Consider the following 24,636-nt stretch of genomic DNA (forward strand, 5'->3'; position numbering starts at 1 on the left):
GAGCGTCATTCTGAGTCTGAACGCGCTCTCCCGATCTCTGAACATGATTCGGAACCGGGGGGCGTCCATTCCGCCATCGGTTGAACGGCCCAGTGCACGATGGCCGAACGGTGGTGTCTGGCGAGTAGCGTAGCGGCGGCCATGGATGCGTTCGTAGTCTGAGGCGGGACACACGGGGGAGAATGCCTTGGACCACCGGTGTAGATGCTGTCGTGGTTGTTCGAAAGGTGGCTACCGAAAGGCCGTGAAAGCGGCTACACGGTTAGGCCTCACGCGCGTCGTCGGAGCGGTGTAGGGCGGCGGATCCGGTGGAAATCCGCGTTCTCGGACCTCTCGAGCTGATCGCAGACGAGGGGCATCGTCTCGACCTGGCCGGCCATCGTCAGCAGATCGTGCTCGCCTGTCTCGCGCTGGAGCCCGGCCGCGTCGTCTCGGTCGGCCGGCTGGTCACCGCCGTCTACGGGGAACGACCGCCGAGCAGCGCCCGCGCCCAGGTGCAGATCTGCGTGTCGGCGCTGCGCCGCCTGTTCGCCGCAAGCCGGCACCCGGAGGCGATCACCACCCGCCACCAGGGCTACGCCCTCGAGGTCTCCGACACCCGGGTCGACCTGCAGCACTACGAAGCGGTCCTCGCGTCGGCGGCCACGGCGCCGGCGAAGGAGGAGGCCGTCCAGCGCTACCGCGAGGCGCTGCGCATGTGGCGCGGTGCCCCGCTGGAGGGTCTCGACAGCGAACCGTTGCGCGCGGCCGCCGACCGGCTCGTCGAACGCCGGCTCGGCGCCACCGAGGAGTGCGTCGACCTTGAGCTCGAGCTGGGCCTGCACGGCGAGCTGATCGCCGAGCTCGGCGAGCTGGTGGCCGCCCATCCGCTGCGCGAACGCCTGCGCGGCCAGCTGATGCTCGCGTTGTACCGGTCGGGCCGGCAGGCCGAGGCGTTGGAGTGCTACCGGTCGGCCCGCCGGGTCCTCATCGAGGAGCTGGGGCTGGAGCCCAGCGAGCGGCTGCAGGCGCTGGAGCGCTCGATCCTCGCCTCCGACGTGACGCTCAGCGCGCCGTCGGTGCGGGAGAAGGCGGAGGTCGTGGTCGACCCCGTCGTCGCCGCCGAGCCGGCGGCCGTGCCGGCCCTGCCCGAGATCCTGGAGCCGGTGGGCGGCGGCACCGGTCCGAGCATGCTGCCCACCGACATCGCCGACTTCACCGGGCGGTCGGCGCAGATCCAGGCGATCCAGGTGCAGCTGGCCGTCGCGGCCGACAACCCGAACCAGCTGGCCGTGCCGATCGTCGTGGTCGCGGGCAAGCCGGGCATCGGCAAGACCACCCTGTGCGTGCACGTGTCGCACCGGCTCGCGTGGCGCTACCCCGACGGCCAGCTCTTCGCCGACCTGCACGGCGGCGCGATCCGGCAGGCCAGCCCGACCCAGGTCCTGGAGCGGTTCCTGCGCACGCTCGGCGTGCCCGGCGCCGCGATCCCCGACGGCCAGGAGGAGCGCGCGGAGATGTACCGCGGGCTGCTCGCCGACCGGCGCACGCTGATCGTTCTCGACAACGCCGGCAGCGAGACGCAGGTGCTGCCGCTGCTGCCGGGCAACCCGAGCGCCGCGGTGCTCATCACCAGCCGGCGGCGGCTGGCCGGGCTGCCCGGAGCGACGCACATCGCGGTCGACGTCTTCGACTCCAAGCAGTCGATCGAGCTGCTGTCGCGCATCGCCGGCGACGAGCGGGTGCGGGCGGAGACCGACGCGGCGGCCGAGCTGGCCGAGCTGTGCGGCCAGCTCCCGCTGGCGCTGCGCATCGCCGGCGCGCGGCTGTCGGCCCGTCCACACTGGACGGTGGAGCAGCTGGCGAGCCGGCTGGAGAACGAGTCACGCCGGCTCGACGAGCTCAAGCACGGCGCGCTCGGTATCCGGGTCAGCATCTCCCACACGTACGACAACCTGGAGGACGACGCCCGGCGGCTGTTCCGCCGGCTGGCCCTGCTCGACTTCCCGATCTTCGGCGGCTGGGTCGGCGCCGCGCTGCTCGACCGGCCGCTGGTCGACGCGCAGGACCTGCTCGACGACCTCGTCGACGCGCAGCTCGTGGAGATCACCGGCACGGACGCGGGGCCCCGCAGCCAGTACCGGTTCCACGACCTCATCCGGGTCTTCGCCCGCGAACGGCTCGCCGTGGAGGAGACCGCGGCCGAGCGCAACGCGGCGCTCTCGCGCGTCCTCGGTGCCCTGCTCTTCCTGGCCGAACAGGCGCACGGACGCCTCCTCGGCGACCGCAGCCCGCAGATCCACAGCGACGCCGAACGGTGGGCGTTCGCCCCGAAGGTGGCGGCGCAGCTGATCGACAACCCGATGCACTGGTTGGAGCGGGAGCGGCAGACGCTGGTCGCCGCGGTGCGGCAGGCCGCCAAGGTCGGGCTGGTCGACCTGTGCTGGGACCTCGCGTTCACCGCGGTGACGCTGTTCGAGTCGCGGATCTACCTCAACGACTGGCGCGACACCCACCGGGTGGCCCTCGCGGTGTGCCGGGCCACCGGCAACGAGCGCGGCCAGGCGGTGATGCTGTACTCGACCGGGTCGCTGTGCATCGTCGAGAAGCGGTTCGACGACGCCCGGCGCAACCTCGAACAGTCCGAGCAGCTGTTCCGGCAGCTCGGCGCCGAACACGGTGTCGCGCTCGTGAACCGGCTCCTGGCCTATCTCGACCGGATGGCCGGGAACAACGACCAGGCGGCGCTGCGCTACCAGCGGGCGTTGGAGGTGCTGCGCGCCGCCGGCGACCTCACCACGGCGGCGTACGTGCTCAACGGCATGGCCCAGATGGCGCTGGAGGGCGGCGACACCGCGGGCGCCATGCGGCTGCTGCCGCAGGCGTTGGAGCTCAGCCGGCGCGCCGGAAGCCGGCGGATCGAGGCGCAGGTGCTGTACCGGCTGGCCACCGCGTACCGCGACGCGGGAGAGCTGACGGCGGCCATCACGACGTTCGACGAGGTGCTCACGGCCGTGCGCGAGCTGGGCGACCCGATGGGCGAGGCCTACGCGCTGCACGGCCTGGGGCTGGCGCGGCTGCGGACGGGCGACCACGCGCAGGCGGCGGTGGCCCTCAACGACGCCCGCGTGCTGGCGGCCGCCAACGGCGAACGGATGATCGAGGCGCGGGTGGAGCGCAGCCTCGGCGAGTGGGCGGTGGCCGCGGGCAAGATGCCGCAGGCGGTGGTGCATCTGCACCGGGCGCTGGGTCTGTTCCGCGCGATCGAGGCGCCGGTCTTCGAGGCGCAGGTGCTGGCGATGCTCAACGAGGTCTACGCCGAGGCCGGCGGAGCCGACCAGCCGTTCGTCGACCCGTCGCGCGCCGACACCCTCACCGCCGATGGCGACGGCGCGCAACCGCCGGCGTCGTTCCATCCCGCGCCGCGTTGACGACCGCGATTTCCGGTGACCATTCGTGCGAAAGTGCGCCGGCTATTCAGCGGAATTCGATTTGACTGAACGGATGAGTTGCCATCGGCCATCTGGTGGATAACAGAATGGACGGCAGGCCCGTGGCCTGCCGTCCATTCTGACGATCTGTAGCGGGTAGCGCTCCGACCTGCCCTGGGAGGTCAGGCCGGTCCGACCGTGTCCCAGGGATAGCAGCACGCCAGGGTGACACCGTCACCGGTAGGGGCGTTGTTCGAGGCCAGGGCGGTGGCGGACGTCGATGCGAGTGCCAGGCCGAGCAGAGCGGCAACGGCGACCTTGGCGATCCGGGCGGTGATCGAGCGCATTGGGGTTCCCCCGCTTTCTGGGTGGTATCTCTGCTGTCGGTAACTGTCCGGCAGCGGGTATGGCGATGACGCTATTGCCGGCACCCATCAATGCGTTATCAAAGCTCTTTCCTCCGGAAAATAGCCGGCCCCGGCGGCGGCGATAACCACTCGAATGCGCGGCGATAGCGGGCGTCCCGAGAATCGCCGCATGAGCGCCCGCGTCGCGGGCGCCGGATAGTGAGCGGGTTTCGGATGAACGTCACGGCGCAAGTGCTGGACGTCGTGTACGGCCGACCGGCCGCCGGCGTCCCGGCCCGACTGGAGCGGCGGATGCCGGAGGGTTGGCGGACCATAGCGCTGGCGCAGACCGACGAGAACGGGCACATCGTGGACTGGTCCAGGAACGGCCTGGAGCCGGGGACCTACCGGATCGTCCTCGACAGCGGTTCCTACTTCGCCAACCTCGGGGTGAGTGCCGCCTACCCGGAGATCAGCGTCGCCTCCGTGATGTTCGACGAGGCCGACGCCTGTCAGATCCAGGTGATGCTCGCGCCCTACTCGTACTCGATGTTCTTCGGTGCACGCACCTGACGATGGAGGAACGTCCGTGGAATCCTTACGCAGCGCGGTGAGGCGCTACCGACCCGCCGGCCACGTCGACCTGCCCGACCGGTCTTGGCCCGACCGTCAGGTGACCACCGCGCCGCGGTGGCTGTCGACCGACCTGCGTGACGGCAACCAGTCGCTGGTCAACCCGATGAGCCCGGCCCGCAAGCTCCAGATGTTCCGGCTGCTCGTCGACATGGGCTACCGCGAGATCGAGGTCGGGTTCCCGGTCGCGAGCCGCGACGACCACGACTTTCTGCGCATGCTGATCGAGAAGGACCTGATCCCCGACACCGTGCGGATCTCGGTGCTGACGCAGGCGCGCGACGACCTGATCCGCGAGACCGTGCAGAGCCTCGTCGGCGCACCTCGGGCCACCGTGCACATCTACAACGCGACCTCGCCGCTGTTCCGCCGGGTCGTGCTCGGCGTCGACCGCGCGGGCTGCCGGCACCTGGCCGTGCACGGCACCCGGCTGCTCATGAAGTACGCCGAGGAGAGCCTCGCCGACTGCGACCTGGGCTACGAGTACTCGCCGGAGATGTTCAACGACACCGAGCCGGACTTCGCGCTCGAGGTCTGCGAGGCGGTCATGGACGTGTGGCAGCCCGGTACCGACCGGCCGATCATCCTGAACTTCCCGACCACCGTCGAGCGGACGATGCCCAACGTGTTCGCCGACCGGATCGAGTGGTTGGACCGCAACCTGACCCGGCGCGAGCACGTGTGCCTGTCGGTGCACCCGCACAACGACCGGGGGACCGGCGTGGCGACCGCCGAGCTGGCGGTGCTCGCCGGCGCGCAGCGCATCGAGGGGTGTCTGTTCGGCAACGGCGAGCGGGCCGGCAACGTCGACCTGGTGACGCTCGGGCTCAACCTGTTCAGCCAGGGCATCGACCCGGAGATCGACTTCTCCGACCTGAACCGGATCCGGCGCGTCGCCGAGCACTGCACCGGCCTGCCGGTGCACCCCCGGCACCCGTACGGCGGCGACCTCGTCTACACGGCGTTCTCCGGGTCCCATCAGGACGCCATCAACAAGGGGTTCACCGAGCAGGGCCGCCTGGCCGAGACCGGCGCGGAGCCGGTCTGGGACATCCCGTACCTGCCGGTCGACCCGCAGGACGTGGGCCGCACCTACGAGAGCGTGGTGCGCATCAACAGCCAGTCCGGCAAGGGTGGGATCGCGTACGTGCTCAGCACGCGGCTCGGCCTGCACCCGCCGCGCGAGCTGCAGATGGAGTTCGCCCGCGTGGTGCAGTCCCACGCCGACGGCGAGGGCGGCGAGATCGACCCCGACCGGATCTGCGCGCTGTTCCGCGACGGGTACATGTCCGGGTCGCTGATGGCGGTGCCGCTGTCGTTCTCCGACCTGGTGCCCGCGTACCTGCACGTCGACGGCGCGGCGTTCACCGTCGGTGGCGAACGCACCGAGGAGCTCGACCGGATCAGGCGGGCGTTGGCGCGCTGGAGCATCGACGTGCGCGCGGTGCACCGCACCGGCACGGCGCTCGCCGACTCCGCCGGTCTCGCGGTGTACGCGGAGCTGCGCGTCGGCGGGGACACCCTGTGGGGCGTCGGCGTCGAGGCGGATCTGGCGGCGGCGGTCTCGGCGGCGGTCCGCTCGGCGGTCGCGCGCACCGGTCGCGCCCCGGCGGCCGCGCCGCCCGCCACGCGGGTGCTGCCACCCCGATATGCCCGGACCGGGTGACGACCACCCGGCAACAACCCGGCGATTGCCCGGCGATAAGGGTTCGACAGCGGTGCTCCGTAGCGTCACCGGTGGAAGGACGATCGTCAGAGGGGAAACGATCATGACACTACTCGAGCGGGACGAGGCTATCGCCACGCTGGACGGCCTGCTCGCCTCCGCGGTGGCAGGCAAAGGACGCGTCGCCGTCATCACCGGCGCGGTGGCGTCCGGAAAGACCGAGCTGCTGAACACCTACGCCGACCGGGCGGTCGATCGCGACGCTCTCGCGATCACCGCCGCCGGCTCCGACGCCGAGCGCAACCTGCCCCTCGGCGTGATAAGCCAGCTGCTGCTCGACGCGCCGCTGGTCCCCGACGACTGGCAGCGCGCGATGAACCTGCTCTACGAGGGCGTTCGCGCGGACTCCGGCGACAAGCCGATCGACCCGCAGATCGTGCACGCGCTGTGCACGATCCTGCTGGAGCTGTCGCAGCGGTACCCGCTGATCATCGCCGTCGACGACATCGACCGCGCCGACCGCGCGTCGATCGTCTGCCTGTCCTACCTGGCCCGTCGGGTGCGGTTCGCGCCGATGCTGGCGCTGTTCAGCCAGACCGAGCACCACCGCCCCGACGACGCCGCGTTCGACCTCGAGACGCTGTGGCGGCCGCCGTACGGCACCCGGATCGTGCTGTCGCCGCTGACGGCCGACGGGGTCCGGACGATGGCCGCCGAGAGCGTCGGTACCGCCGACGCCGAGCGGCTGGGAACGGCCTGGCACCACCTCAGCGGCGGCAACCCGCTGCTGCTCGGTGGCCTGCTCGACGACCACCGCGACGCGGTCACCGCCGGGGGCGCGGCCGGCAACGAGCCGGTCGCCGGCGAACACTACGCCCGCGCGGTGGTCTCCTGCCTGCGCCGGTCCGGCGCGCGGCTGCTGCGCGTGGCGCACGGGATCGCCGTGTGCCCCGACCCCGACCTGCTCGAACAGATCCTGCCGGCCGACGCCACGCAGGTCACGCACGCGGTGCGGGCGCTGACCGCGGCCGGACTCCTGGCCGGTGGCGAGTTCCGGCACCCGGTCGCCCGCGAGGCGGTCCTCAACGACATCGACGACCGCGAACGCGTGGAGCTGTTCGAGCGGGCCGCGGTGCTCGCGCACCGCAGCGGCGCGGCGAGCGCCGTCGTCGCCGAGCACCTGGTGCGCGCCGGCGAGATCAACGACCCGTGGGCGGTGCCGGTGCTGGAGGACGCCGCCCGGCAGGCCCTGCGCGAGGGCCGGGTCGCCGTGGCCGTGCGCTACCTGGAGCTGGCGCTGCAGGCGTGCCCGGACGGCCAGCGCCGCACCCGGATCATCACCACCCTGGTACGGGCGGAGTGGCGGATCAACCCGAGCGCGCCGACCGGCTATCTGCCGGAGCTGGCCGCCGCCCTGCGCGGCGGGCACCTGCGCGGCACCGACGCGCTGGTCCTCACGAAGGCGCTGCTCTGGCACGGCCAGTTCGCCGACGCCGGCGAGGTCTTCGAGCACCTCAGCGCGAACACCGACGAGACCGACACCGACACGCTCGCCGAGCTGGCGATCACCCGGCCGTTGCTCGTGGCGACCTACCCGTCCTTCCGGTCGCTGCTGCACCAGGGCCCGCAGCCACCGGCGACGATGCCCACCGTCGCGGCCAGCCACCGGCTGGAGGCGGCGAACGCGCTGGCCGCGGTGACCACGCGCGGCCCGTCCGAACGGGCGATCAGCACGGCCGAGCGGATCCTGCACAACTCCCGTCTCGACGAGATGAGCCTGGACACCGTGGAGAGCGCCCTGCTCGCGCTCACCTACGGCGGCCGGCCCGACGCGGCCGCGCCGTGGTGCGACATGTTCATCGAGGAGGCCGGGCTGCGCAAGGCGCCGAGCCGGCAGGCGCGGCTCGCCGCGATCCGCGCGGAGATCGCGCTGCGCCTCGGTGACCTGCAGACCGCGCGTCGCCACGCCAGGGATGCCCTGACCGTGATGCCGCCGAGCAGCTGGGGCGTGGCGGTCGGCGGTCCGCTGGCGGTCCTCATCACGGCGGCGACCGCGGCCGGCGACCTGGGTGAGGTCCGCGACCACCTGGACCAGCCGGTGCCGGAGGAGATGCTGCAGACCCGCTACGGCCTGCACTACCTGTACGCGCGCGGCCGGTACTCGCTGGCGATCGGCGAGCTGCCGCTGGCGCTGCGGGACTTCCAGCTGTGCGGCCGGTTGACCGCCCAGTGGGGACTGGACGCGGCGGGCCTGGTCCCGTGGCGCATCGAGGCGGCCGAGACGCTGCTGCGGATGAACTCGCCCGAGCGGGCCCAGCAGCTCGTCGAGGAGCAGCTGGCGAGGTGCGGCAAGGGCGAGCCGCGGGTGCGGGCGATGGGCCTGCGCCTGTACGCGGCCTGCAGCCAGCCCAGGCACCGCCCGCTGTTCCTGCGCCAGGCCGCCGACCTGCACACCGGCGGCGACGAGTACGAGCTGGCGCGGACCCTGGTCGACCTGACCGAGGCGTTCCTGCTGCTCGGCGAGTCGAGGCGGGCCGGCATGATCGCCCGGCGGGCGCGGGCCACCGCGGAGAAGGCGGGGGCGCTGCCCCTGCTGAAGGTGCTCAACCGCGACGCGGGCTGGGACGAGGGCGACACCCCGGGCCAGCCGGTGAAGGCAGCGGCCGGTCCGGCCATCCTCAGCGAGGCCGAGCACCGCGTGGCCGCGCTGGCGGCGGCCGGCTACACCAACCGCGAGATCGCCGAGAAGCTCTACATCACGATCAGCACCGTAGAGCAGCACCTGACGCGGACGTTCCGCAAGCTCAACGTCACCCGCCGGACGGACCTGCCGGCCAGTTTGAACCTGGACGCCGCGAGCGCCTAGGTATCCCACGGACAGCGGTCGCGCTCAGAGGGGCGCGGCCGCTTTCACGTGCGTGGACCGGGTTGACTGTCACCATGAGCTGGACCGCCGCCACCCTGCTGACCGACGACGGTGAGGTGCCCCTGCGGACGCTGCCGGTCGCCGACCTGGTGGCCGCCGCGCTGGCCGTCGACGAGGACACCCGGCCGGAGTTCACCTCGTTCCTGCACCTGCGCGGCGACCGGGAGACGTTCGAGGCGGCCCGATCGCTGTGCGGTGACGCCGACCCGGTCCGGCGGGAGCTGGGTGCCTACGTGCTCGGCCAGCTGGGCGCGGTAGCGCTCGCCGACACGGGCGCAACCGTGTCCGTGCCGCTCGACGAGCGTCCCTTCCGCCCGCCGGCCGTGACGCTGCTGCTGGACCTGGCCGCCACGGAGACCGTCGACGCGGTGCGGCAGGCCGTCGCCACCGCGCTCGGCCACCTGGCCGACCCGCGTGCGGTCGGGCCGCTCGGCCGGTGGCGCTCGCATCCGGACGTGATGGTGCGGTGGTCGGTCGCGCTCGCGCTGACCCGGCTCGCCGCCGACGACGACGGGGCGCTGCGGTACCTGGTCGAGCTGACCGCCGACCCGGACCCGCTGGTCCGCGACTGGTCCTGCTCCGGGCTGTACCAGGCCGGCCGCGACACGGCGGAGGTGCGGCACGCCCTCCTCGCCCGCGTCGGCGACGACGACGCCGTCACGCGGGCGGAGGCGCTGCGGGCCCTGGCCGCCTTCGGCGACCCGCGGGCGGTCGAGCCGCTCCTGGCGGCCCTGGACGACACCGACGGCGACGACGAGGCGGGCCAGGCGGCCGGCCTGCGCGACGAGGCCGTCGCCCTGCTCGCCGCCCACACCGGGGATCCCCGCCTGGTCGCCCCGGTCGCCCCGGCGGACGATGCCACCCGCCGGCAGCGGTGAAGGGGCTCAGACCGTCGCGGGTACCGGGGCGACGACCGCGATCGCCGTCAGGATCAGGCCGTTGTCGACCAGCCAGCGGCCGCTGAAGCCGGTGAGCTTGCGGCCGTGCAGCCGGGGACCGGTGACCATCAGCTGGGCCTGGAACGTGCCGGCCAGCGGGTCGATGGTGACGTCGGCGTCCTCGAAGTCGAGCCAGCGCGATGTCAGCGGGAACCACGCCTTGTAGACGGACTCCTTGGCGCTGAACAGCAGCCGGTCCCAGTGGACCTCGGGGTGCTCGCGCAGCAGCGTCTGGATGCGGCCGCGCTCGTCGGGCAGGGACACCGCGGGGAGGACGCCGTTGGACAGCGCCTGGTTGGGCTCGGCGTCGATGCCCACGGTGGTGACCACGGTGGCCTCGGCGAGCACCGCGCCGCGGTAGCCGGCGCAGTGGGTGATGCTGCCGACCAGACCGTTCGGCCACTGCGGCTCGCCGCGCGGACCGGGCAGCACCGGCATCGGCGGCCGGCCCAGCTTCGCCATCGCCTGGCGGGCGCACCAGCGGGCCGTCGTGAACTCCTGCCGCCGCTTGTCGACGGAATTACGGACAATCAATTCCTCTTCGGGGAAGAGAGTCGCGTCGGGAGGCGTGGTGAACGTGTCGACCGCGACCGCGCCGGCCGGAAGAATTGCCTCTATCATGGCGTCTCCCGAAACGGGAAAGAGTATCCGGAACCCACCGGCGGTGGCCGCCCGGCAACGCAGCACGTGCTGCCCGGGCAGGCGGTCGCATCGACGGTGGACATGTTCCGAATATATGACCACCGCCGCGCGGGGGGAACGCGCGGCGGTGGTTTCTCGGGCTGCGCCGAGGCGGTTACGGGACTGCCAGGGTCGCGTTAGGGGGCGACGTCCGCGCTGTTCGGCTCGCCTATTCGGCGATCTTCGTGCGGGTCGTCCAGGAGAACAGGTCCGGTCGGGCATTGTCGGAGAGGACGCGTTCGAAGTGCTCGTATCCGGCCAGGTAGGGCACCTTGATTTTCCCGTAAGCCAGTTGGGCCGCCGTCGCTGGAAAACGGCGGGGGATGCCGTTCGGTCCTCCTTCGAGGTTCACCTCGATCGTGTCCGGACCGCGGGTGGTCAATTCACAGGTGGAAAACTCGTGAGCCATCCATCCGTCCTTTCTCCCCTGGGAGTCGGGTTCTGTTGTGGACTCCAGAATGCGTAACCGGCCGCGGCCCGTGGAACCCCCTACGCCTCCTGTCGTACCCGTACCGGATAGGGGTGTGAAGCCGGACACGCGCCCCGGCGAGGGCCGACGCGGCCCGACCCCCCTGCCAGCACGACCGCGCGCGACGTAGGCCATCGCGACGAGCACCAGCGCCACCGACCCCGCCGCGAGCGTCGCGTACCCACCGACCGCGAACAGCTGGCCGGAGGACAGGGTGGCGACCGCGGTGACGCACCAGACGCGGGCGTCGACGCGGCCCTGCACCCGGATGCGGTCGCCTTCGGGAACCCGGGCCACCAGCAGCGCGCTGCCGGCGACCATCGCCAGGCTCCAGCCGTATCCGAGCAGGAACAGCGGCACCGCCAGCCCCGGCCCCACCGGGCCGAGGACCAGCAGACCCGACGCGCACACCACGGCGAGACCGGCGAGCAGCATGCGCCGGCCGCCGTACCGGTCGGCGAGGTGCCCGTTGAGCGGCGCGAGCGCGAACATCCCCGACACGTGGACGCCGATCACGGTCCCGACCGCGCCGAGGTCGGAGCCCCGGTGGTGCAGGTGCAGGGGAGCGGCGACCATGACCGCCACCATCGCGCCCTGCGCCGCCATCATCGCGACCATCGCGGTCCGCACGGGTGCGGTCAGCCCGCCCCGCGCGGAGCGCGGCCGGGGCGCCGGCGGCGGCGTCGGCGTGCGGGGCAGGGCGACGGTGACGACCGCGGCGGTCACGGTCGCGGCGCACGCCAGCAGGAGTGACCCGGTGAGCCCGGCGACACCGGCCCGCCCGGACAGGTCGGCGACCGGGCCCATCAGCACCGGCCCGCCGACGCCGCCGATCGTGCCGGCCCACACCACCGCGCCGAGCGCGACGCCCTGCCGGCCTTCGGGGTACAGGTCCGCCCCGGCGTAGCGGGCCGCCTGCGAACCGGCGCTGCCGCATCCGACGAGGAACAGCCCGGCGACGACGAGCGCGGGCACGCCGGTCAGCGCCAGGCCGGCACCCACCGCCGCGACCGAGTAGGCCGCGATCAGCCCGGGCCGGCGGGCCAGGCGGGTCAGCCCGACCGAACCCGCCGCGGCGCCGAACACCGTCGCGGTGTACGGCACGCTGCCCCACCGGTCACCGAAAGCGGACGCGAACATCAGCGTGGCGGCGGTGGTCCCGACCACGACGGCGGCCTGGGTCATGCCCGCGCCGACGACGAGGACGGCCAGCCCGCGGCCGCGCGTGGCGGCGCTCATCGGGACACCACCGGACCGTCGCGCAGGATGCCGCGGACCAGGTCGACCGAGAGCGTTCCCGGGTCGAGGTCGGGCATCCACCAGGTGGCGCCGGCGGCGAGATACCCGGACGGGTCGGTGCCCGGCGGGAGCGCCACGGCGACGTCGTACGGGCCGGTCGCGGTGCCGCGGAGGTCGGACAGGGTCGCCACCAGCTCGGCGAGCTGGTCGGGGTGGTCGAGGTCGATCGGGAAGTAGCCGTCGAGCCGGGACGCGCGGCGCAGCGGCCCGGTGCTGCCCGGGTACCCGGCGCCCCACACCGGGATGCGGGGCTGCACCGGCGTGGGCAGGAAGCGGAGCCCGTCGACGGTGTAGTGCGTGCCGGCGTGGTGCACCGGCTCGCCCGACCAGGCGGTGGCGAGGACGTCCAGCGCCTCGTCGAGCATCGCGGCACGGACCCGGGCGTCGGTCTGCTCGCCGGTCCGGGCCAGCTCGCGGCCGTAGGTGTCGCTGCCGAGGCCGACGCCGAGGGTCAGCCGGCCGCCGCTGAGGTGGTCGAGGGTCACCGTCTCGCGGGCGACCTTCGCCGGCCGCCGGCGGGCCAGCGGCGTCACCATCGGGCCGAGCCGCAGCCGTTCGGTGGCGGCGGCGACAGCCGTGAGGGTGACCCACGGGTCGGCGGCCCGGCGCACCGGCGCCGGCCAGCCGAGCCGGTCCCAGAGGAAGAACCCGTGCCAGCCGGCCTCCTCGGCCTCGACCGCCAGGCGGACGACGACGGCCGGGTCGGAGAGCTCGTCGAAGGCCGGGATCCACAGGGCTGAGTTGGTCATGACCCGATGCTAGGGTCGAACTGGTGCATGAAAGGGGTCCAGTTTCGTGGCTGCAGACGAGACCAGTAAACCGGTGGAGGTGCTGGTGTCGGTCGCGCGGGACGGCGGCCGGACGCTGGGATCGCAGATCGAGACGCAGCTGCGCGACGCGGTCCGCGCCGGCCGGCTGCGCGCCGGCGACCGGGTGCCCTCGACCCGCGACCTGGCGGCCCAGCTCGGGGTCGCGCGCCGCGTCGTGGTCGGCGCCTACGGGCAGCTCGCGGCCGAGGGGTACCTGACCCTGCGACAGGGCGCGCGCCCGTGCGTCGCGGAGTCGGCGCGCACGCCGGTCCCCTCGCCGGCGCAACCGGACCGCGCTGCCGCAACCCCGCGGTTCGACCTGCGCCCGCGCGCTCCCGACGTGTCGGGCTTCCCCCGCACCGAGTGGCTGCGCTGCCTGCGCGAGGCCCTGCGGACGATGACGAACGCCGACCTCGGGTACGGCGACCCGCGCGGCGCGGAACCGTTGCGGTGGGCCCTGTCCGGCTACCTCGGCCGGGTGCGTGGCGTGGCCGCCGACCCCGGGCGGGTCGTGGTCACCAACGGGTACTCGCAGGCGCAGGGGCTCGTCTGCCGCACGCTCCTCGCGCGCGGCGCGCGGCGCATCGGGTTCGAGAACCCGAGCCACCCCGAGCAGCGGCGCATCGCCGAACGCGCCGGCCTCACCGTGGTGCCGGTGGCGGTGGACGACGCGGGGGTGCGGCTCGACGCCCTGGAGCGGGCCGACGTCGACGCGCTCGTGCTGACCCCGGCGCACCAGCATCCGACGGGCGCTGTGCTCGCCGGTGATCGGCGGCGCGGCCTGCTCGACTGGCTCCGCCGGCGCGACGTCGTCGTCATCGAGGACGACTACGACGCCGAGTACCGCTACGACCGCGCGGCCGTCGGCGCGCTGCAGGGGCTCGACCCCGACCGCGTCGTCTACGCCGGGTCGGCGAGCAAGACGCTGGCGCCGGCGCTGCGGCTGGGCTGGCTGGTCGTCCCGCCGTCGATGGTCGCCGCGGTCGCCGACGAGAAGGACCTCGCCGACTGCGGCACCGCGCAGATCGAACAGCACGCGTTCGCGGGCTTCCTGTCGCGGGGCGAGCTCGACCGGCACCTGCGGCGGATGCGGGCGCGGTACCGGCGCGGACGCGACCGGCTGCTGGCTGAACTGGCGCACGCGTTGCCCGAGGCGACCGTGCGGGGCATCGCCGCCGGGTTGCACGCCACCGTCGAACTGCCCGACGGCTACGACGAGCACGCGATCCTGCGCGAGGCCCGGCGTCGCGGCATCGACCTCACCACCATGCACGGGTTCTGGATCCCGCCCACCGCCGGGCCTCCGACGCTGCTCGTCGGGTACGCGCAACTGCCGGTCCCCACGATCCCCGACGCGGTACGGGCCCTGGCCGACGCCGTGCGGGCGTCGGCCAGGTGACCGCTCATCGGGACATGCGCTGGTACCGGCGCACCGCCAGCGGCAGGAAGATGGCCGTCAGCACGATCGGCCACACCACGGCCATCAGCACCGGGTGCCGCATCGGCCAGGAGGCGTCGGCGGAGGTCAGCGTCGGGTTGTGGAACAGCTGGCGGATGGCGCCGACGGTGGCCGAGACCGGGTTCCACTCCGCGACCACGCGCAGCCACGTGGGCATGCTGTCGGTCGGCACGAAGGCGTTGGAGATCATGATGACCGGGAACAGCAGCGGGGTCAGCGTGCCCGCGCCCTCCGGTCCGCGCACGATCAGACCGAGGTAGAGCCCGATCCAGGTCGCCGCGAACCGCAGCATGAGCAGCAGCCCGAACGCGGCGAGCATCTCGCCGACCGAACCGTGGAAGCGCCAGCCCACCACGAGACCGCAGACCGCCATGACGACGAGGTCCAGCGTGGCGTAGATGACCTCGGCACCGGTCTGGCCGGAGACCACGGCGACCGGCGACATCGGCATCGACCGGAACCGGTCGCCGATGCCCCGCGCGACGTCGGCCGCGACCGCGACGGACTGGCCGGCGATGCCGAAGACCATCGCCTGCACGAACATGCCGGGAATCAGGTACTCGTTGTAGTTTCCGTTGCCCGGCATGGGGATCGCGCTGCCGAAGACGTACCCGAACAGCAGGATCGAGATGATGGGGAACGCGAGCCCGATGGCGATGCGTTCCGGTGCCCGGCGCAGGTGCGTCAGGTACCGCAGGGTCACGGTCCAGGTGTCGGCGAGGGCCCAGCGGGTGCGTGCCGCGAACGTGTGCGGCAGGGCCGGTGCGATGGTCATCGTGCGGCTCCAACCGGTTCCGACGACGGGACCGTTTCCCGCACCGGGCCGGTGCCGGTCAGCTGCAGGAAGACCTCGTCGAGGGTGGGCCGGCGCAGTCCGATGTCCTCGGCGTCGATGCCCGCGATCTGCAGTTCGCGCAGGGCCGCGCTGAGCGTGACGACCCGGTCGTCGATCACGGGGACGCTGAGGCGCCGGTGCTCCGGTGCGGCCGTCGGCTCGGCGCCGCTGACCCGGGCGAGGATGGCGGCGGCGGCCGGAAGCCGGCTCACGTCGCGCAGGACGACGTCGATGCGGTTGCCGCCGATCTGCGACTTGAGCTCGTCGGGCGTGCCCTCGGCGATGCCGCGGCCCTTGCTGATCAGCACGAGCTTGTCGGCGAGCTGGTCGGCCTCGTCGAGGTACTGCGTGGTGAGCAGCACCGTGGTGCCGCCGCGGACGAGGCCGCGCAGGTGGTCCCATAGCAGGTTGCGGTTGACCGGGTCGAGGCCGGTGGTCGGCTCGTCGAGGAACAGCAGCCGGGGCGCCACGATGAGGCTGGCCGCCAGGTCGAGCCGCCGCCGCATGCCGCCGGAGTAGGTCTTGACCGGCCTGCCGGCGACGTCGGACAGCCCGAAGATGCCCAGCAGCTCGTCGGCCCGCTGCCGGGCCACCCGCTTGCCGAGGTGGTACAGGCGCCCGAACATGACGAGGTTGTCGCGTCCGGTGAGGATGTCGTCGACGGCGGCCGCCTGTCCGATGACCCCGATGTGCGACCGGATCTGGCGCGCCTGCCGGGCCACGTCCATGCCGAGCACCTCGGCGCGGCCGCCGTCGGCGCGCATCAACGTGGTGAGGATCCTGACGGCGGTGGTCTTTCCGGCGCCGTTGTGGCCCAGCAGGCCGCACACGGTGCCGGCCCGCACGGTCAGGTCGAACCCGTCCAGGGCGCGCGTGTCGCCGTAGCATTTGACGAGTCCCTCGGCCAGTACGGCCGGTCTGTCTGTATTCACGTCGCCCCCCGGGGATCGGCACGCCGACGGCTGCTTCGGTACAGCCGGACACAGCCTCGGATGAGGTCACCGTACGGGCGGCGCGCGGGGTGTTCCCACCCCTAGCGACCCGTGTCCCGGGTGGGCGCGGGCGTTGCCTTGTCACGGTTCGCGGGCCCGGTGGTCAGGGGTCGGCTGGGGGAGGGCCGGCGCCGCGCGCGTCCCTACGATCGAGGTCGATGGATCCGGTTCCCGGCAACGGAAGGGGCGCCGTCGCGATCGTCGGAGCCCTGCCCAACCGGGTGTTCGCCACCGGCGCCGACGCGGAGCGGGCCGAGGGCGGCCGCTCGCGGGTGCTGGCGGTCGTGGTCGGACGCGCGGCGACGGCCCGGCCGTTCGTCCTGGCGCCGCGGCCGGTGGCGCGGGTGGTGGTGGAGCCGGAGGGTGGGCCGCTGGCCGCCGCGTTCGGCGTCCGTCGCTTCCCGGCGACCGGCGTGGTCGACGACGACGGCGCATCGACCTGGGGTTCCGGAGCTGTCCCCCGCGGCTCCGGAACCCCAGCCCGCTCGGCGGCCTGACCCGCTCGGTTCAGCAGCCGCTGTCGGCGAGGACCCGGTGGCCGGTGACAGTCCACTGTCGACGAACGTGGTGCCCGAGGGCGACCCGGCCAGGGATCCGTCGCGGTACACGCGGTAGCCCGTCGCACCGGTCACCGCGGTCCAGGACAGGGAGACCGACGTGTCGGCGGTGCCGTTGACGGTCAGCCCGGCCGGTGCCGGTGCCGGTGACGACACGCACGGACGGTAGCCGCGCCCGCGGACCGCCGACCATGTACGCGACTCACACAAACGGGTGGTCGTCGGTGGTCGGCGCGCCCACGGTGTATCACGCGGGGCCGCCGGCGGCTCTCCTCGGGCAGTGGCTGTGAGGGGTGGGAACATGCGGAACGTTCACCTGGACCTGATCGGCGGGTTCCGGCTGCTCGCCGGCGGGCACCCCGTCGTCCTGACGGGAACCGGACAGCGGCTGGTCGCGTACCTGGCGCTCGGCGGACCCGCCGCCCGGGTCGTGACGGCCGGCACGCTGTGGCCGGCGGTGCCGGAGACCCGGGCGCTGGCGAGCCTGCGCACCACGATGTGGCGGTGCAACCGGAAGGTCGACGGGCTGGTGACGGCGGAGTGGCACGGGATCGCGCTCGCGCCCGGCGTCGAGGTCGACGTCGCCGGGCTGCTCGGCGGCCCGTCGGCGCCGCCGGGCGGTCCGTCGGCGCCGGCGTGTGGCGAGCTGCTTCCCGGGTGGTACGACGACTGGGTCGTCTTCGAGCGCGACCGGCTGCGCCAGCGGACGCTGCTCGCCTGGGAGCAGGCCGCCGTCGACCTGGCCGCACAGGGGCGGTTCGCGGCGTCGCTGGACTACGCGTTGGCGGCGGTGCGGGCCGACCCGTACCGGGAGAGCGCGCGCCGCGCGGTGATCGCCGTGCACCTCGCCCAGCACAACCTGGCCGAGGCGCTCCGCGAGTACCACCACTTCCGCGACCTCCTGGTCGACCAGCTCGGCGTCGAACCGTCGGAGGAGCTGGCCGCGCTCGTGTTCCGCGGCCGGGTCGCTGTGACGCATCGGTGACGCCGCGGTGACGGTGCGGGACAAGCGTTCGGATGTCCACCACACATCCGGGAGGCGACCCGTGACCATCTCCGACCCCACCGCACCGCCCCTCTCCGACAACGGGGCCACGACCTACCTCGTCGACGACGAGCTGACCCAGGACGACCTGTACACCGGCGGCGACGTCCAGGAGGCCGAGACGACGCCGGACACCGCGCCCACGACCCCGCAGGCGCCCCCGTTACCCGTGCCCCCGCCGATCCTGGTGAAGCGGCTCGTCCGCGGCCGCTACCGCAGCGGGGGGACCGGGTACCAGCTGGAGGTGCGCGTCGACGTCGGCGGCACACGTCCGATGAACCGGATCAGCGGTGACTTCTTCTACGTCAGCGGTGGCACCGAGTCCTACTTCGGCTCGTTCCGCGTCGACGCGCCGACGGTCACGACCACGGCCACCGAGGTGCGGCTGGAGGGTCCGGGACAGTTCACGTTCAGCGCGGGGGCGCCGTACGTGCGGGTCACCGTCCCGCGGCGGTTCATCTGGCAGCCGCAGGCGCCGGCGACCGTCCAGTTCGTCACGCCGCCGAACACGCCCGGCGCGACCTACGCGTGCGCGTTCGTCTCCTCGTACTTCCGGTCGGTGGAGTGGGAGCAGGACTTCGTGGTCGGCACCACGCCGTTCGTCGCCTACGACACGGCCGCGCTGCCGGCGCCCGTGGGTTCACCGGCCGGGCTCGTCGACGTCCAGCGCGCCTACCGGCTCGCGGGCGTGGAGATGCTGGCCTCGGGCAACACGAACGCGATCCCGGTCGCCGCGGCCGGCGTCGACGCGAAGTGGACCGACGCCGAGCTGCACGACGCGATGGTCACGCACTTCTCCCGGTGGGCGAACATCCCGCAGTGGAAGGTCTGGCTGATCGTCGCGACCCAGCACGTCGACGGCTGGCGCGGCATCATGTTCGACGCCGGTGACACCCACGAGCGGCAGGGCTGTGCGGTGTTCGACACCACGATCGGCGGCCAGGCGCCGTTCGACCAGCGTGCGCAGCTGCGCACCTACGTCCACGAGCTCGGGCACGCCTTCAACCTGCTGCACTCGTGGCAGAAGCACCTCGCCGACCCGCCGCAGCCGCTCGGCGACAACAACGGGCTGGGCGACCTGTCGTGGATGAACTACGTCGACCGGTTCCAGCCGTCGAACGGTCCCGGCGGCACCGCCGCGTACTGGGCGGCGTTCCCGTTCCAGTTCACCGACCGCGAGGTGATCCACCTGCGGCACGCGTTCTACCGCAACATCGTGATGGGCGGCGACGCGTTCGGTCAGGGCGCGGCCGAGGTCGACCCGCACCTGTTCGCCGAGCCGGTCCGGGACCGGTCGGGGCTGGCGATCGAGGTCCGCGCGAAGGACGCGTTCGCCTACGGCGAGCCGGTGGTCGTCGAGCTGAAGCTGTCCTCGACCGACACGCGGGGCACCGCGACCCACGGATACCTGCACCCGAACGAGGACTTCGTGACGATCGCGATCCGGCAGCCGTCGGGCCGCACGGTCCTGTTCCGCCCGCTGATCCGCCACTGCGCCGACGAGGGCCGGACGGTCATGCTGATGCCCGGCGAGGCCCGCTACGAGAGCGCGTTCATCGGCTACGGCGGCGGCGGCGCGTACTTCGACCAGCCGGGCCGCTACGCGGTCCGCGCGTCCTACCTCGCCGCCGACGGCTCGCGGATCGTCTCGCCGGTCACCGAGGTGCGCGTGCGCCCGCCGGTCACCGCGCAGGACGTCGCGGTGGGTGAGCTGCTGCTCGGTGACCAGCAGGGCCAGCTCCTGGCGCTGCTCGGCTCCGACTCGCGTCACCTGCGCGACGGCAACGCGGCCTTCGACGCGTTGCTGGCCGAGCACGGCGACCACCCGCTGGCGTCGTTCGCCCGGCTGGCGCGGGGGGTCAACGCCGCGAGGGCCTTCAAGGAGATCACCGCCGACAAGCGGACGACCGTGCGTCCGCCGGACCCGGCGACCGCGATCGCGGAGCTGTCGCGGGTGCGGGAGGCGGCCGACCGCGGCGAGGGCGTGGACAACATCACGCTGAACCTGGTCATGCGCACCCAGGCGAAGGCCGAGGCCCGCGCCGGCGACACCGACCGGGCGGCGGAGATCCTCGACGGCATGCCCGCGGCGTTCGAGGCCCGCGGCGTGAACCCGGCGGTCGTCGAGACCGTGCGCCGGCAGGCGGCGGACGCGAGGGTCGAGCTGCTCGGTGACGGCTGAGCTGACCCTGCACGCACCGGCCGGCCCGCATCCCGCCGGCCGGCCGGTGCCGGTGCGCGCCCGGTTGCGCAACAGCGGTCCCGGTGACCTGTGGATCGTCGGCGTCGTCGACGGCTCGGACACCGGTACCCGCTACCCGCACTGGCTGCCGCTGGTCCGCCTCGACGGCGTCGTGGTCGCGGTGCCGGCGCGGCCGGAGGACCCCCTCGTGGGACCGTTGCGCACCACGGACTTCCGGTGCCTCGCGCCCGGCGGGGCGATGGACCCGGGTCCGCTGCCGACGTTCGACACCTTCGCGCCGGAGGTGCCGGGAACCTACGTGTACTCGCTGGACCTGTCGACCGGGTCTGGGCGTCCGGAGGCCTGGCTGGGAACGTTCAACCAGGACCGGTCGGTCCTCGACCTGGTCGCCCGCGTCCCCCGTCTGACCCTGCACGCCGAGGCCACGGTCGAGATCGCGTCATGATCGTCAGCACGGTGACGATCATGGAAGACGGAGGCCGCGAGCCGGGTACGGTCGGATGATGAACGATCTGGGACGGTACGGGCTCTGGGCGCCCGCGCGGATCTGGCCCGACGACGCGGCGGAGGTCGCCGGCGCCGCACGCGAGATCGAGAGCCTCGGCTACGGCGCCCTGTGGATCGGCGGCAGCCCGCCCGACGACCTGGCGCTGGCCGAGGCGGTCCTGGCGGCCACGACCACGCTCGTCGTCGGTACCAGCATCGTCGACATCTGGACCAGCGACGGCGAGCGGCTCGCCGCCTCGCAGGCCCGGATCCGGGACAGGTTCCCGGGGCGGTTCTACCTGGGGATCGGATCGGGTCACGCGCCCACGGCGGAGTCGCGGGGGCAGTCGTACACGAGGCCGCTGAGCCGGCTGCGGGAGCTGCTCACCGGTCCGCTCGCGAGCGTGCCGGTGGGCGAGCGGATGATCGCGGCGCTCGGTCCGCGGACGCTGGAGACGGCGGCCGAGCTCACCGCGGGTGCTCTGCCGTACCTGATGCCGCCGGCCCACACCGCCGGGGCCCGTCGGATCCTCGGTGCCGGGCCGCTGCTCGCCCCGGAGCAGAAGGTGTTCCTCGGCACCGACCCCGACGCGGCGCGCCACGCCGGTCGCCGCACCCTGAAGCTGTACCTGGCGTTGCCGAACTACACCCGCCAGCTGGCCCGCTTCGGCATGGACGGGGCCGACCTGGCCGGCGGCGGCAGTGACCGCTTCGTCGACTCGGCCGTCGTCTGGGGCGACGACGAACGGGTGCGCGCCGGTGTCGACGCCCACCTCGAGGCCGGCGCGAACCACGTGGCGGTGCAGGTTCTCGACGGGGGCGGCGCACCGCGCACGCTGCCGCGCGAGGGTTGGCGCCGGCTGGCGGACGTGCTCAGGTCATAGGCTCGTCCGGAGGGTCACCGACATCGGCGTGAAGCCGTGGCGGACGTAGAAGCGTTGCGCGCCCTCGTTCGCGGCGAACGCGCTGACGCTCGCGTGGTGCGCGCCGTTCGCGCGGGCCCAGTCGAAGAAGTGACCCACCAGCGCGGTGCCGACGCCCGCGTTGCGGGCCGCGGGGTCGACGCGGATGCTCTCCAGCACCGCGACCGCCACCGTGCGCAGGTCGTCGGGTGCCGCCAGCTTGCCGACGAGGTGGCCGAGGGTCGCGTCGCCGTCGCGGGCCAGTACGAGCAGGCACGTGTCGTCGTCGATGAGGTCGGTGTAGTAGGCGGCGCCGCCACGCGCGGGCCACGAGGTGTCCATGGTGGCGTCGAACCGGCCGCCGTCCTCCATGAACAGCCCGGCGACGGAGGTCAGAAGGTCGTCGAGGTCGGCGGGCCGCACTGTGTCGATCGTCACCGTGTCAAGCGTCATGCGACCGAGGCTATCGGCTCCGATTTCAGTGATAAATGGTTGCGGGCCACGGTGTTTCCACCGTGGCCCGCGGAACGACCGGTCAGGACTTGAACGCGTCCTTCACGTTCTCGACGGCCTGCTTGAGCTTCGAGCTGCTCTGGTCGGCCCTGCCTTCGGCCTCGAGCTGCTCGTTGTCGGTCGCGCGACCGACGCCTTCCTTCACCTTGCCGCCGACTTCCTCGGCCTTGTTGTCGACCTTGTCGTCGAAAGCCATGAGAGTCCTCCGCTTCTTCGTGTCAACACCCTGGAGGTACCCGCGTCTGCCACCGGGCAATCATTTATGCCGGTTTTCATGTGGTGATCCGGAACGTGGCGTCGGCGCGATCGGTGGCGGTGGCGACCGGGTCGATGCGCAGCAGGTAGTTGAAGTGCCGGAGATAGCGGTCGGGGAAGTTGTACGACTGGAACGACACCGCCGAACCGTCGGCGAGGCCGGCCACGCGCCGGAACGTCGCGTCGGCGGCGAACGCCGCGGTGCCCTCGTTGCGGGCCAGCGAGAGGTCGTAGTTGTAGTGCCGCAGGTAGTACCCGGGGAAGTTCACCGACTCGAACGACACGTAGCCGCTGGCGGCGTTGGCGAGACCGGGGACGATGCGCCACTGTCCGTCGGCGGCGGGGTTCGGCGCGGGGTCGATCCGCGCGTCGTTGTCGATGTGACGCACGTACCGGTCGGCGAAATTGTACGACTGCAACCGGTTCACCGGGTAGGTGGGGGTGCCGACGCCGACGCTGGTCTGTGTGACCTTCTGGATCGTGCCGTCGCTGTTGTGGACGAGGCGTTCCATCGCCAGCGAACGGCGGTAGTTGCCGCCGCCGGGCAGCCCGTTGCGGTGGTACACGACGTACCAGGCGCCGTTGTACTGCGCGATCGTGGCGTGGTTGGTGTTGGTGTTCGTCGGGTCGAGGATCACGCCGCGGTAGGTGAACGGCCCGAGCGGGTTGGTGGCGGTGGCGTAGGCGATCTGGCCGGGCCAGCCGGTGGAGTAGGAGTAGTAGTAGGTCCCGTTGCGCTTGTGCATGTGACCCGCTTCGGCGAACCCGCTGCCGCCGGTGATGGTGAGGTTCTGGATGGCGCCGCTCGTGGATACGAGGTCGGCGCCCAGACGCACCACCTTCGGCGCGCGGGCGCCGCCGAAGTACAGGTAGCCCTGGCCGTTGTCGTCGACGAACGCGGCCGGGTCGATCGGTTCCTCGCCGGTGTTGGCGTCGCGTCCGCGTTCGATCAGCGCGCTGCCACGGGGGTCGGTGAAACCGCTCGTGGGTGACGTGCTGCGGGCGACGCCGATCTTCGTGCGGTCGACCGGCAGGTACAGGTAGTAGGAGCCGTTGCGGTACACCGCCGACGGCGCCCACGCGTTGGCCTGTGCCCAGCGGAACCCGCTGATGGCGAACGGCGCGCCGTGGTCGGTCCACGTGGTGAGGTCGGCGGAGGAGTAGACGCGCCAGGCGGAGGAGTCCCAGTAGGTGCCGCTGTTCGACGCGTCGTCGGTGGTGTAGACGTAGACGCGGTTGTCGGCGACGAGCATCGACGGGTCCGCGGCGAAGCGTCCCACGATGGGGTTCGAGGCCGCGGCCGGCGCGACGGGGCCGGCGACCACCGCGGCGGCGGCCGCCAGGCAGATGACGAGCAGGCGTTTCATGTCGCAGTTCCCTTCGGGGTCAACTGACGGGGCGGAACGTCGGGTCGGCGGCGAACGTGGCCGAACCGTCGTTCCGCACCAGGGCGACGTCGTAGTTGGAGTGCCGCATGAACCGGTCGGGGAAGTTGAACGACCGCGGCCGCTGCACGGTGACCGCCGGTCCGGCCGGCTCTCCCTGAGACGCCGCGTCGTTGGCGTGGTAGGCGATCCAGGTCTCGGTGCCGTCGGGGGAGGTGAGGAACGAGTGGTGGGCGGGCCCGTACACGCCCGCGGCGTCGTTGCGCTGGAAGATCGGGGTCGACCTCTTGACCCACGAGGAGCCCGAGACCACGGCGCCGCCGGTGTAGGTCAGCTGCCCGATCTTGTAGTCGGGACCCTGGCACGTGCTGGCCGAGTACGTGATGAACGTGCGGCCGTCGCGTTGCAGCGCCACCGGTCCCTCGTTCATCGGCGTGCCCTGCCGCTCCCGGTCGCGGGTGGGCGCGGAGATGATCGCGCGCGGGCCGGTGACGGTCCACGGGTTGCTCAGCGCCACGATGTAGATGTGCGGGTCGCTGTCGCGCCACAGCGTCGTCGGCACGCCCGACCAGGTGAAGTAGAGCTGGCCGTCGATGGTCACGACGCTGCCGTCGAGCCGGTGCAGTTCCGGAGCCCAGATGTTGCGGTCGCGGCCGGCGGCGTGCGCGCTGAACACCGTGCAGTGCGGCGAGGGCCCGCACCGTCCATCGTGGACGGTCGGGCCGGGTGGACGTCATCATCGCTCTCCCCTGGCGGGCGGGTCAGGCGCGGTGAGTCGGGCGGCAGTCAACCCAGAATGTTAGCGATAACACGACGTATGTCAATG

Annotated in this window: 21 protein-coding genes; 11 read left to right on the plus strand and 10 right to left on the minus strand. The window is 72.7% G+C overall.

The window, feature by feature from the left end:
• Nucleotides 1-308: 308 nt before the first annotated feature.
• Nucleotides 309-3,410 (plus strand): AfsR/SARP family transcriptional regulator, encoded by a 3,102-nt coding sequence (locus tag Voc01_RS49675; RefSeq protein WP_203934804.1) that lies wholly within the window; start codon nucleotides 309-311, stop codon nucleotides 3,408-3,410.
• Between the two features lie 182 nt (nucleotides 3,411-3,592).
• Here Voc01_RS49675 and Voc01_RS49680 read toward each other — a convergent pair whose 3' ends face one another.
• Nucleotides 3,593-3,757 carry a hypothetical protein gene (locus tag Voc01_RS49680; protein ID WP_203934805.1) on the minus strand — a complete coding sequence of 55 codons (165 nt, stop codon included), beginning with the start codon at nucleotides 3,755-3,757 and terminating at the stop codon, nucleotides 3,593-3,595.
• A 234-nt stretch (nucleotides 3,758-3,991) separates the two neighbouring features.
• On the opposite strand from Voc01_RS49680, the gene Voc01_RS49685 reads away from it, so the two are divergent.
• The 4 genes from Voc01_RS49685 (at nucleotide 3,992) to Voc01_RS49700 (ending at nucleotide 9,860) form a co-directional block, all read left to right on the plus strand.
• The gene (locus Voc01_RS49685; RefSeq protein WP_203934806.1) at nucleotides 3,992-4,330 is read left to right on the plus strand and encodes a hydroxyisourate hydrolase; all 339 of its coding nucleotides are present in this window, start codon (nucleotides 3,992-3,994) and stop codon (nucleotides 4,328-4,330) included.
• Nucleotides 4,317-6,056, plus strand: coding sequence for a 2-isopropylmalate synthase (locus Voc01_RS49690; protein WP_445009838.1), 1,740 nt, complete (start codon nucleotides 4,317-4,319; stop codon nucleotides 6,054-6,056). The genes Voc01_RS49685 and Voc01_RS49690 overlap by 14 nt, the downstream gene beginning before the upstream one ends.
• 103 nt (nucleotides 6,057-6,159) lie before the next feature.
• A complete protein-coding gene (locus Voc01_RS49695) occupies nucleotides 6,160-8,922 on the plus strand; it encodes a helix-turn-helix transcriptional regulator (protein ID WP_203934808.1) in 2,763 nt (920 codons plus the stop codon).
• Between the two features lie 74 nt (nucleotides 8,923-8,996).
• Complete coding sequence (locus tag Voc01_RS49700) at nucleotides 8,997-9,860, plus strand: HEAT repeat domain-containing protein (protein ID WP_203934809.1); 864 nt, start codon at nucleotides 8,997-8,999, stop codon at nucleotides 9,858-9,860.
• Nucleotides 9,861-9,866: 6 nt separating this feature from the next.
• Here the strand turns inward: Voc01_RS49700 and Voc01_RS49705 are convergent, their stop codons facing one another.
• The 3 genes from Voc01_RS49705 to Voc01_RS49715 form a co-directional block, all read right to left on the minus strand.
• Entirely contained in the window at nucleotides 9,867-10,541 is a 675-nt protein-coding gene (locus Voc01_RS49705; RefSeq protein WP_203934810.1) for a 4'-phosphopantetheinyl transferase family protein, read from the minus strand.
• Nucleotides 10,542-10,770: 229 nt separating this feature from the next.
• Nucleotides 10,771-12,309, minus strand: a complete 1,539-nt coding sequence (locus Voc01_RS49710; protein WP_203934811.1) for an MFS transporter — start codon at nucleotides 12,307-12,309, stop codon at nucleotides 10,771-10,773.
• Entirely contained in the window at nucleotides 12,306-13,118 is an 813-nt protein-coding gene (locus Voc01_RS49715; protein WP_203934812.1) for an LLM class flavin-dependent oxidoreductase, read from the minus strand. The genes Voc01_RS49710 and Voc01_RS49715 overlap by 4 nt, the downstream gene beginning before the upstream one ends.
• Before the next feature lie 46 nt (nucleotides 13,119-13,164).
• Here Voc01_RS49715 and pdxR point away from each other — a divergent pair, with 46 nt between their 5' ends.
• Nucleotides 13,165-14,577, plus strand: coding sequence for a MocR-like pyridoxine biosynthesis transcription factor PdxR (pdxR, locus tag Voc01_RS49720; RefSeq protein WP_203934813.1), 1,413 nt, complete (start codon nucleotides 13,165-13,167; stop codon nucleotides 14,575-14,577).
• 4 nt (nucleotides 14,578-14,581) lie between these two features.
• Here pdxR and Voc01_RS49725 read toward each other — a convergent pair whose 3' ends face one another.
• Nucleotides 14,582-15,412, minus strand: coding sequence for an ABC transporter permease (locus Voc01_RS49725; protein ID WP_203934814.1), 831 nt, complete (start codon nucleotides 15,410-15,412; stop codon nucleotides 14,582-14,584).
• Nucleotides 15,409-16,404 (minus strand): ATP-binding cassette domain-containing protein, encoded by a 996-nt coding sequence (locus Voc01_RS49730; RefSeq protein ID WP_203934815.1) that lies wholly within the window; start codon nucleotides 16,402-16,404, stop codon nucleotides 15,409-15,411. Before Voc01_RS49730 ends, Voc01_RS49725 begins: the two co-directional genes overlap by 4 nt.
• 218 nt (nucleotides 16,405-16,622) lie before the next feature.
• On the opposite strand from Voc01_RS49730, the gene Voc01_RS49735 reads away from it, so the two are divergent.
• The 5 genes from Voc01_RS49735 to Voc01_RS49755 all read left to right on the plus strand — a co-directional run bounded on the left by Voc01_RS49735 (nucleotide 16,623) and on the right by Voc01_RS49755 (nucleotide 21,639).
• The gene (locus Voc01_RS49735) at nucleotides 16,623-16,961 is read left to right on the plus strand and encodes a hypothetical protein (RefSeq protein WP_203934816.1); all 339 of its coding nucleotides are present in this window, start codon (nucleotides 16,623-16,625) and stop codon (nucleotides 16,959-16,961) included.
• Nucleotides 16,962-17,322: 361 nt separating this feature from the next.
• Entirely contained in the window at nucleotides 17,323-18,006 is a 684-nt protein-coding gene (locus Voc01_RS49740) for an AfsR/SARP family transcriptional regulator (RefSeq protein WP_203934817.1), read from the plus strand.
• Nucleotides 18,007-18,067: 61 nt separating this feature from the next.
• Complete coding sequence (locus tag Voc01_RS49745; protein WP_203934818.1) at nucleotides 18,068-20,248, plus strand: zinc metalloprotease; 2,181 nt, start codon at nucleotides 18,068-18,070, stop codon at nucleotides 20,246-20,248.
• Nucleotides 20,238-20,714, plus strand: a complete 477-nt coding sequence (locus tag Voc01_RS49750; RefSeq protein ID WP_203934819.1) for a hypothetical protein — start codon at nucleotides 20,238-20,240, stop codon at nucleotides 20,712-20,714. The genes Voc01_RS49745 and Voc01_RS49750 overlap by 11 nt, the downstream gene beginning before the upstream one ends.
• Nucleotides 20,715-20,772: 58 nt before the next feature.
• Nucleotides 20,773-21,639, plus strand: a complete 867-nt coding sequence (locus Voc01_RS49755; RefSeq protein ID WP_203934820.1) for a TIGR03620 family F420-dependent LLM class oxidoreductase — start codon at nucleotides 20,773-20,775, stop codon at nucleotides 21,637-21,639.
• On the opposite strand, the gene Voc01_RS49760 is transcribed toward Voc01_RS49755, so the two are convergent.
• From Voc01_RS49760 to Voc01_RS49775, 4 genes are all read right to left on the minus strand, one after another.
• On the minus strand, nucleotides 21,634-22,110 hold the full coding sequence (locus Voc01_RS49760; protein ID WP_203934821.1) for a GNAT family N-acetyltransferase: 477 nt from the start codon (nucleotides 22,108-22,110) through the stop codon (nucleotides 21,634-21,636). The genes Voc01_RS49755 and Voc01_RS49760 overlap by 6 nt on opposite strands.
• An 82-nt stretch (nucleotides 22,111-22,192) precedes the next feature.
• Nucleotides 22,193-22,366, minus strand: a complete 174-nt coding sequence (locus Voc01_RS49765) for a CsbD family protein (protein ID WP_203934822.1) — start codon at nucleotides 22,364-22,366, stop codon at nucleotides 22,193-22,195.
• A 76-nt stretch (nucleotides 22,367-22,442) separates the two neighbouring features.
• Entirely contained in the window at nucleotides 22,443-23,792 is a 1,350-nt protein-coding gene (locus tag Voc01_RS49770; protein WP_203934823.1) for an AbfB domain-containing protein, read from the minus strand.
• A gap of 19 nt (nucleotides 23,793-23,811) precedes the next feature.
• Nucleotides 23,812-24,486 (minus strand): family 43 glycosylhydrolase, encoded by a 675-nt coding sequence (locus tag Voc01_RS49775; protein WP_203934824.1) that lies wholly within the window; start codon nucleotides 24,484-24,486, stop codon nucleotides 23,812-23,814.
• Nucleotides 24,487-24,636: the final 150 nt, after the last annotated feature.

Source organism: Virgisporangium ochraceum, from assembly GCF_016863655.1.
In the GTDB taxonomy this organism is placed as follows: Bacteria; Actinomycetota; Actinomycetes; order Mycobacteriales; family Micromonosporaceae; genus Virgisporangium; species Virgisporangium ochraceum.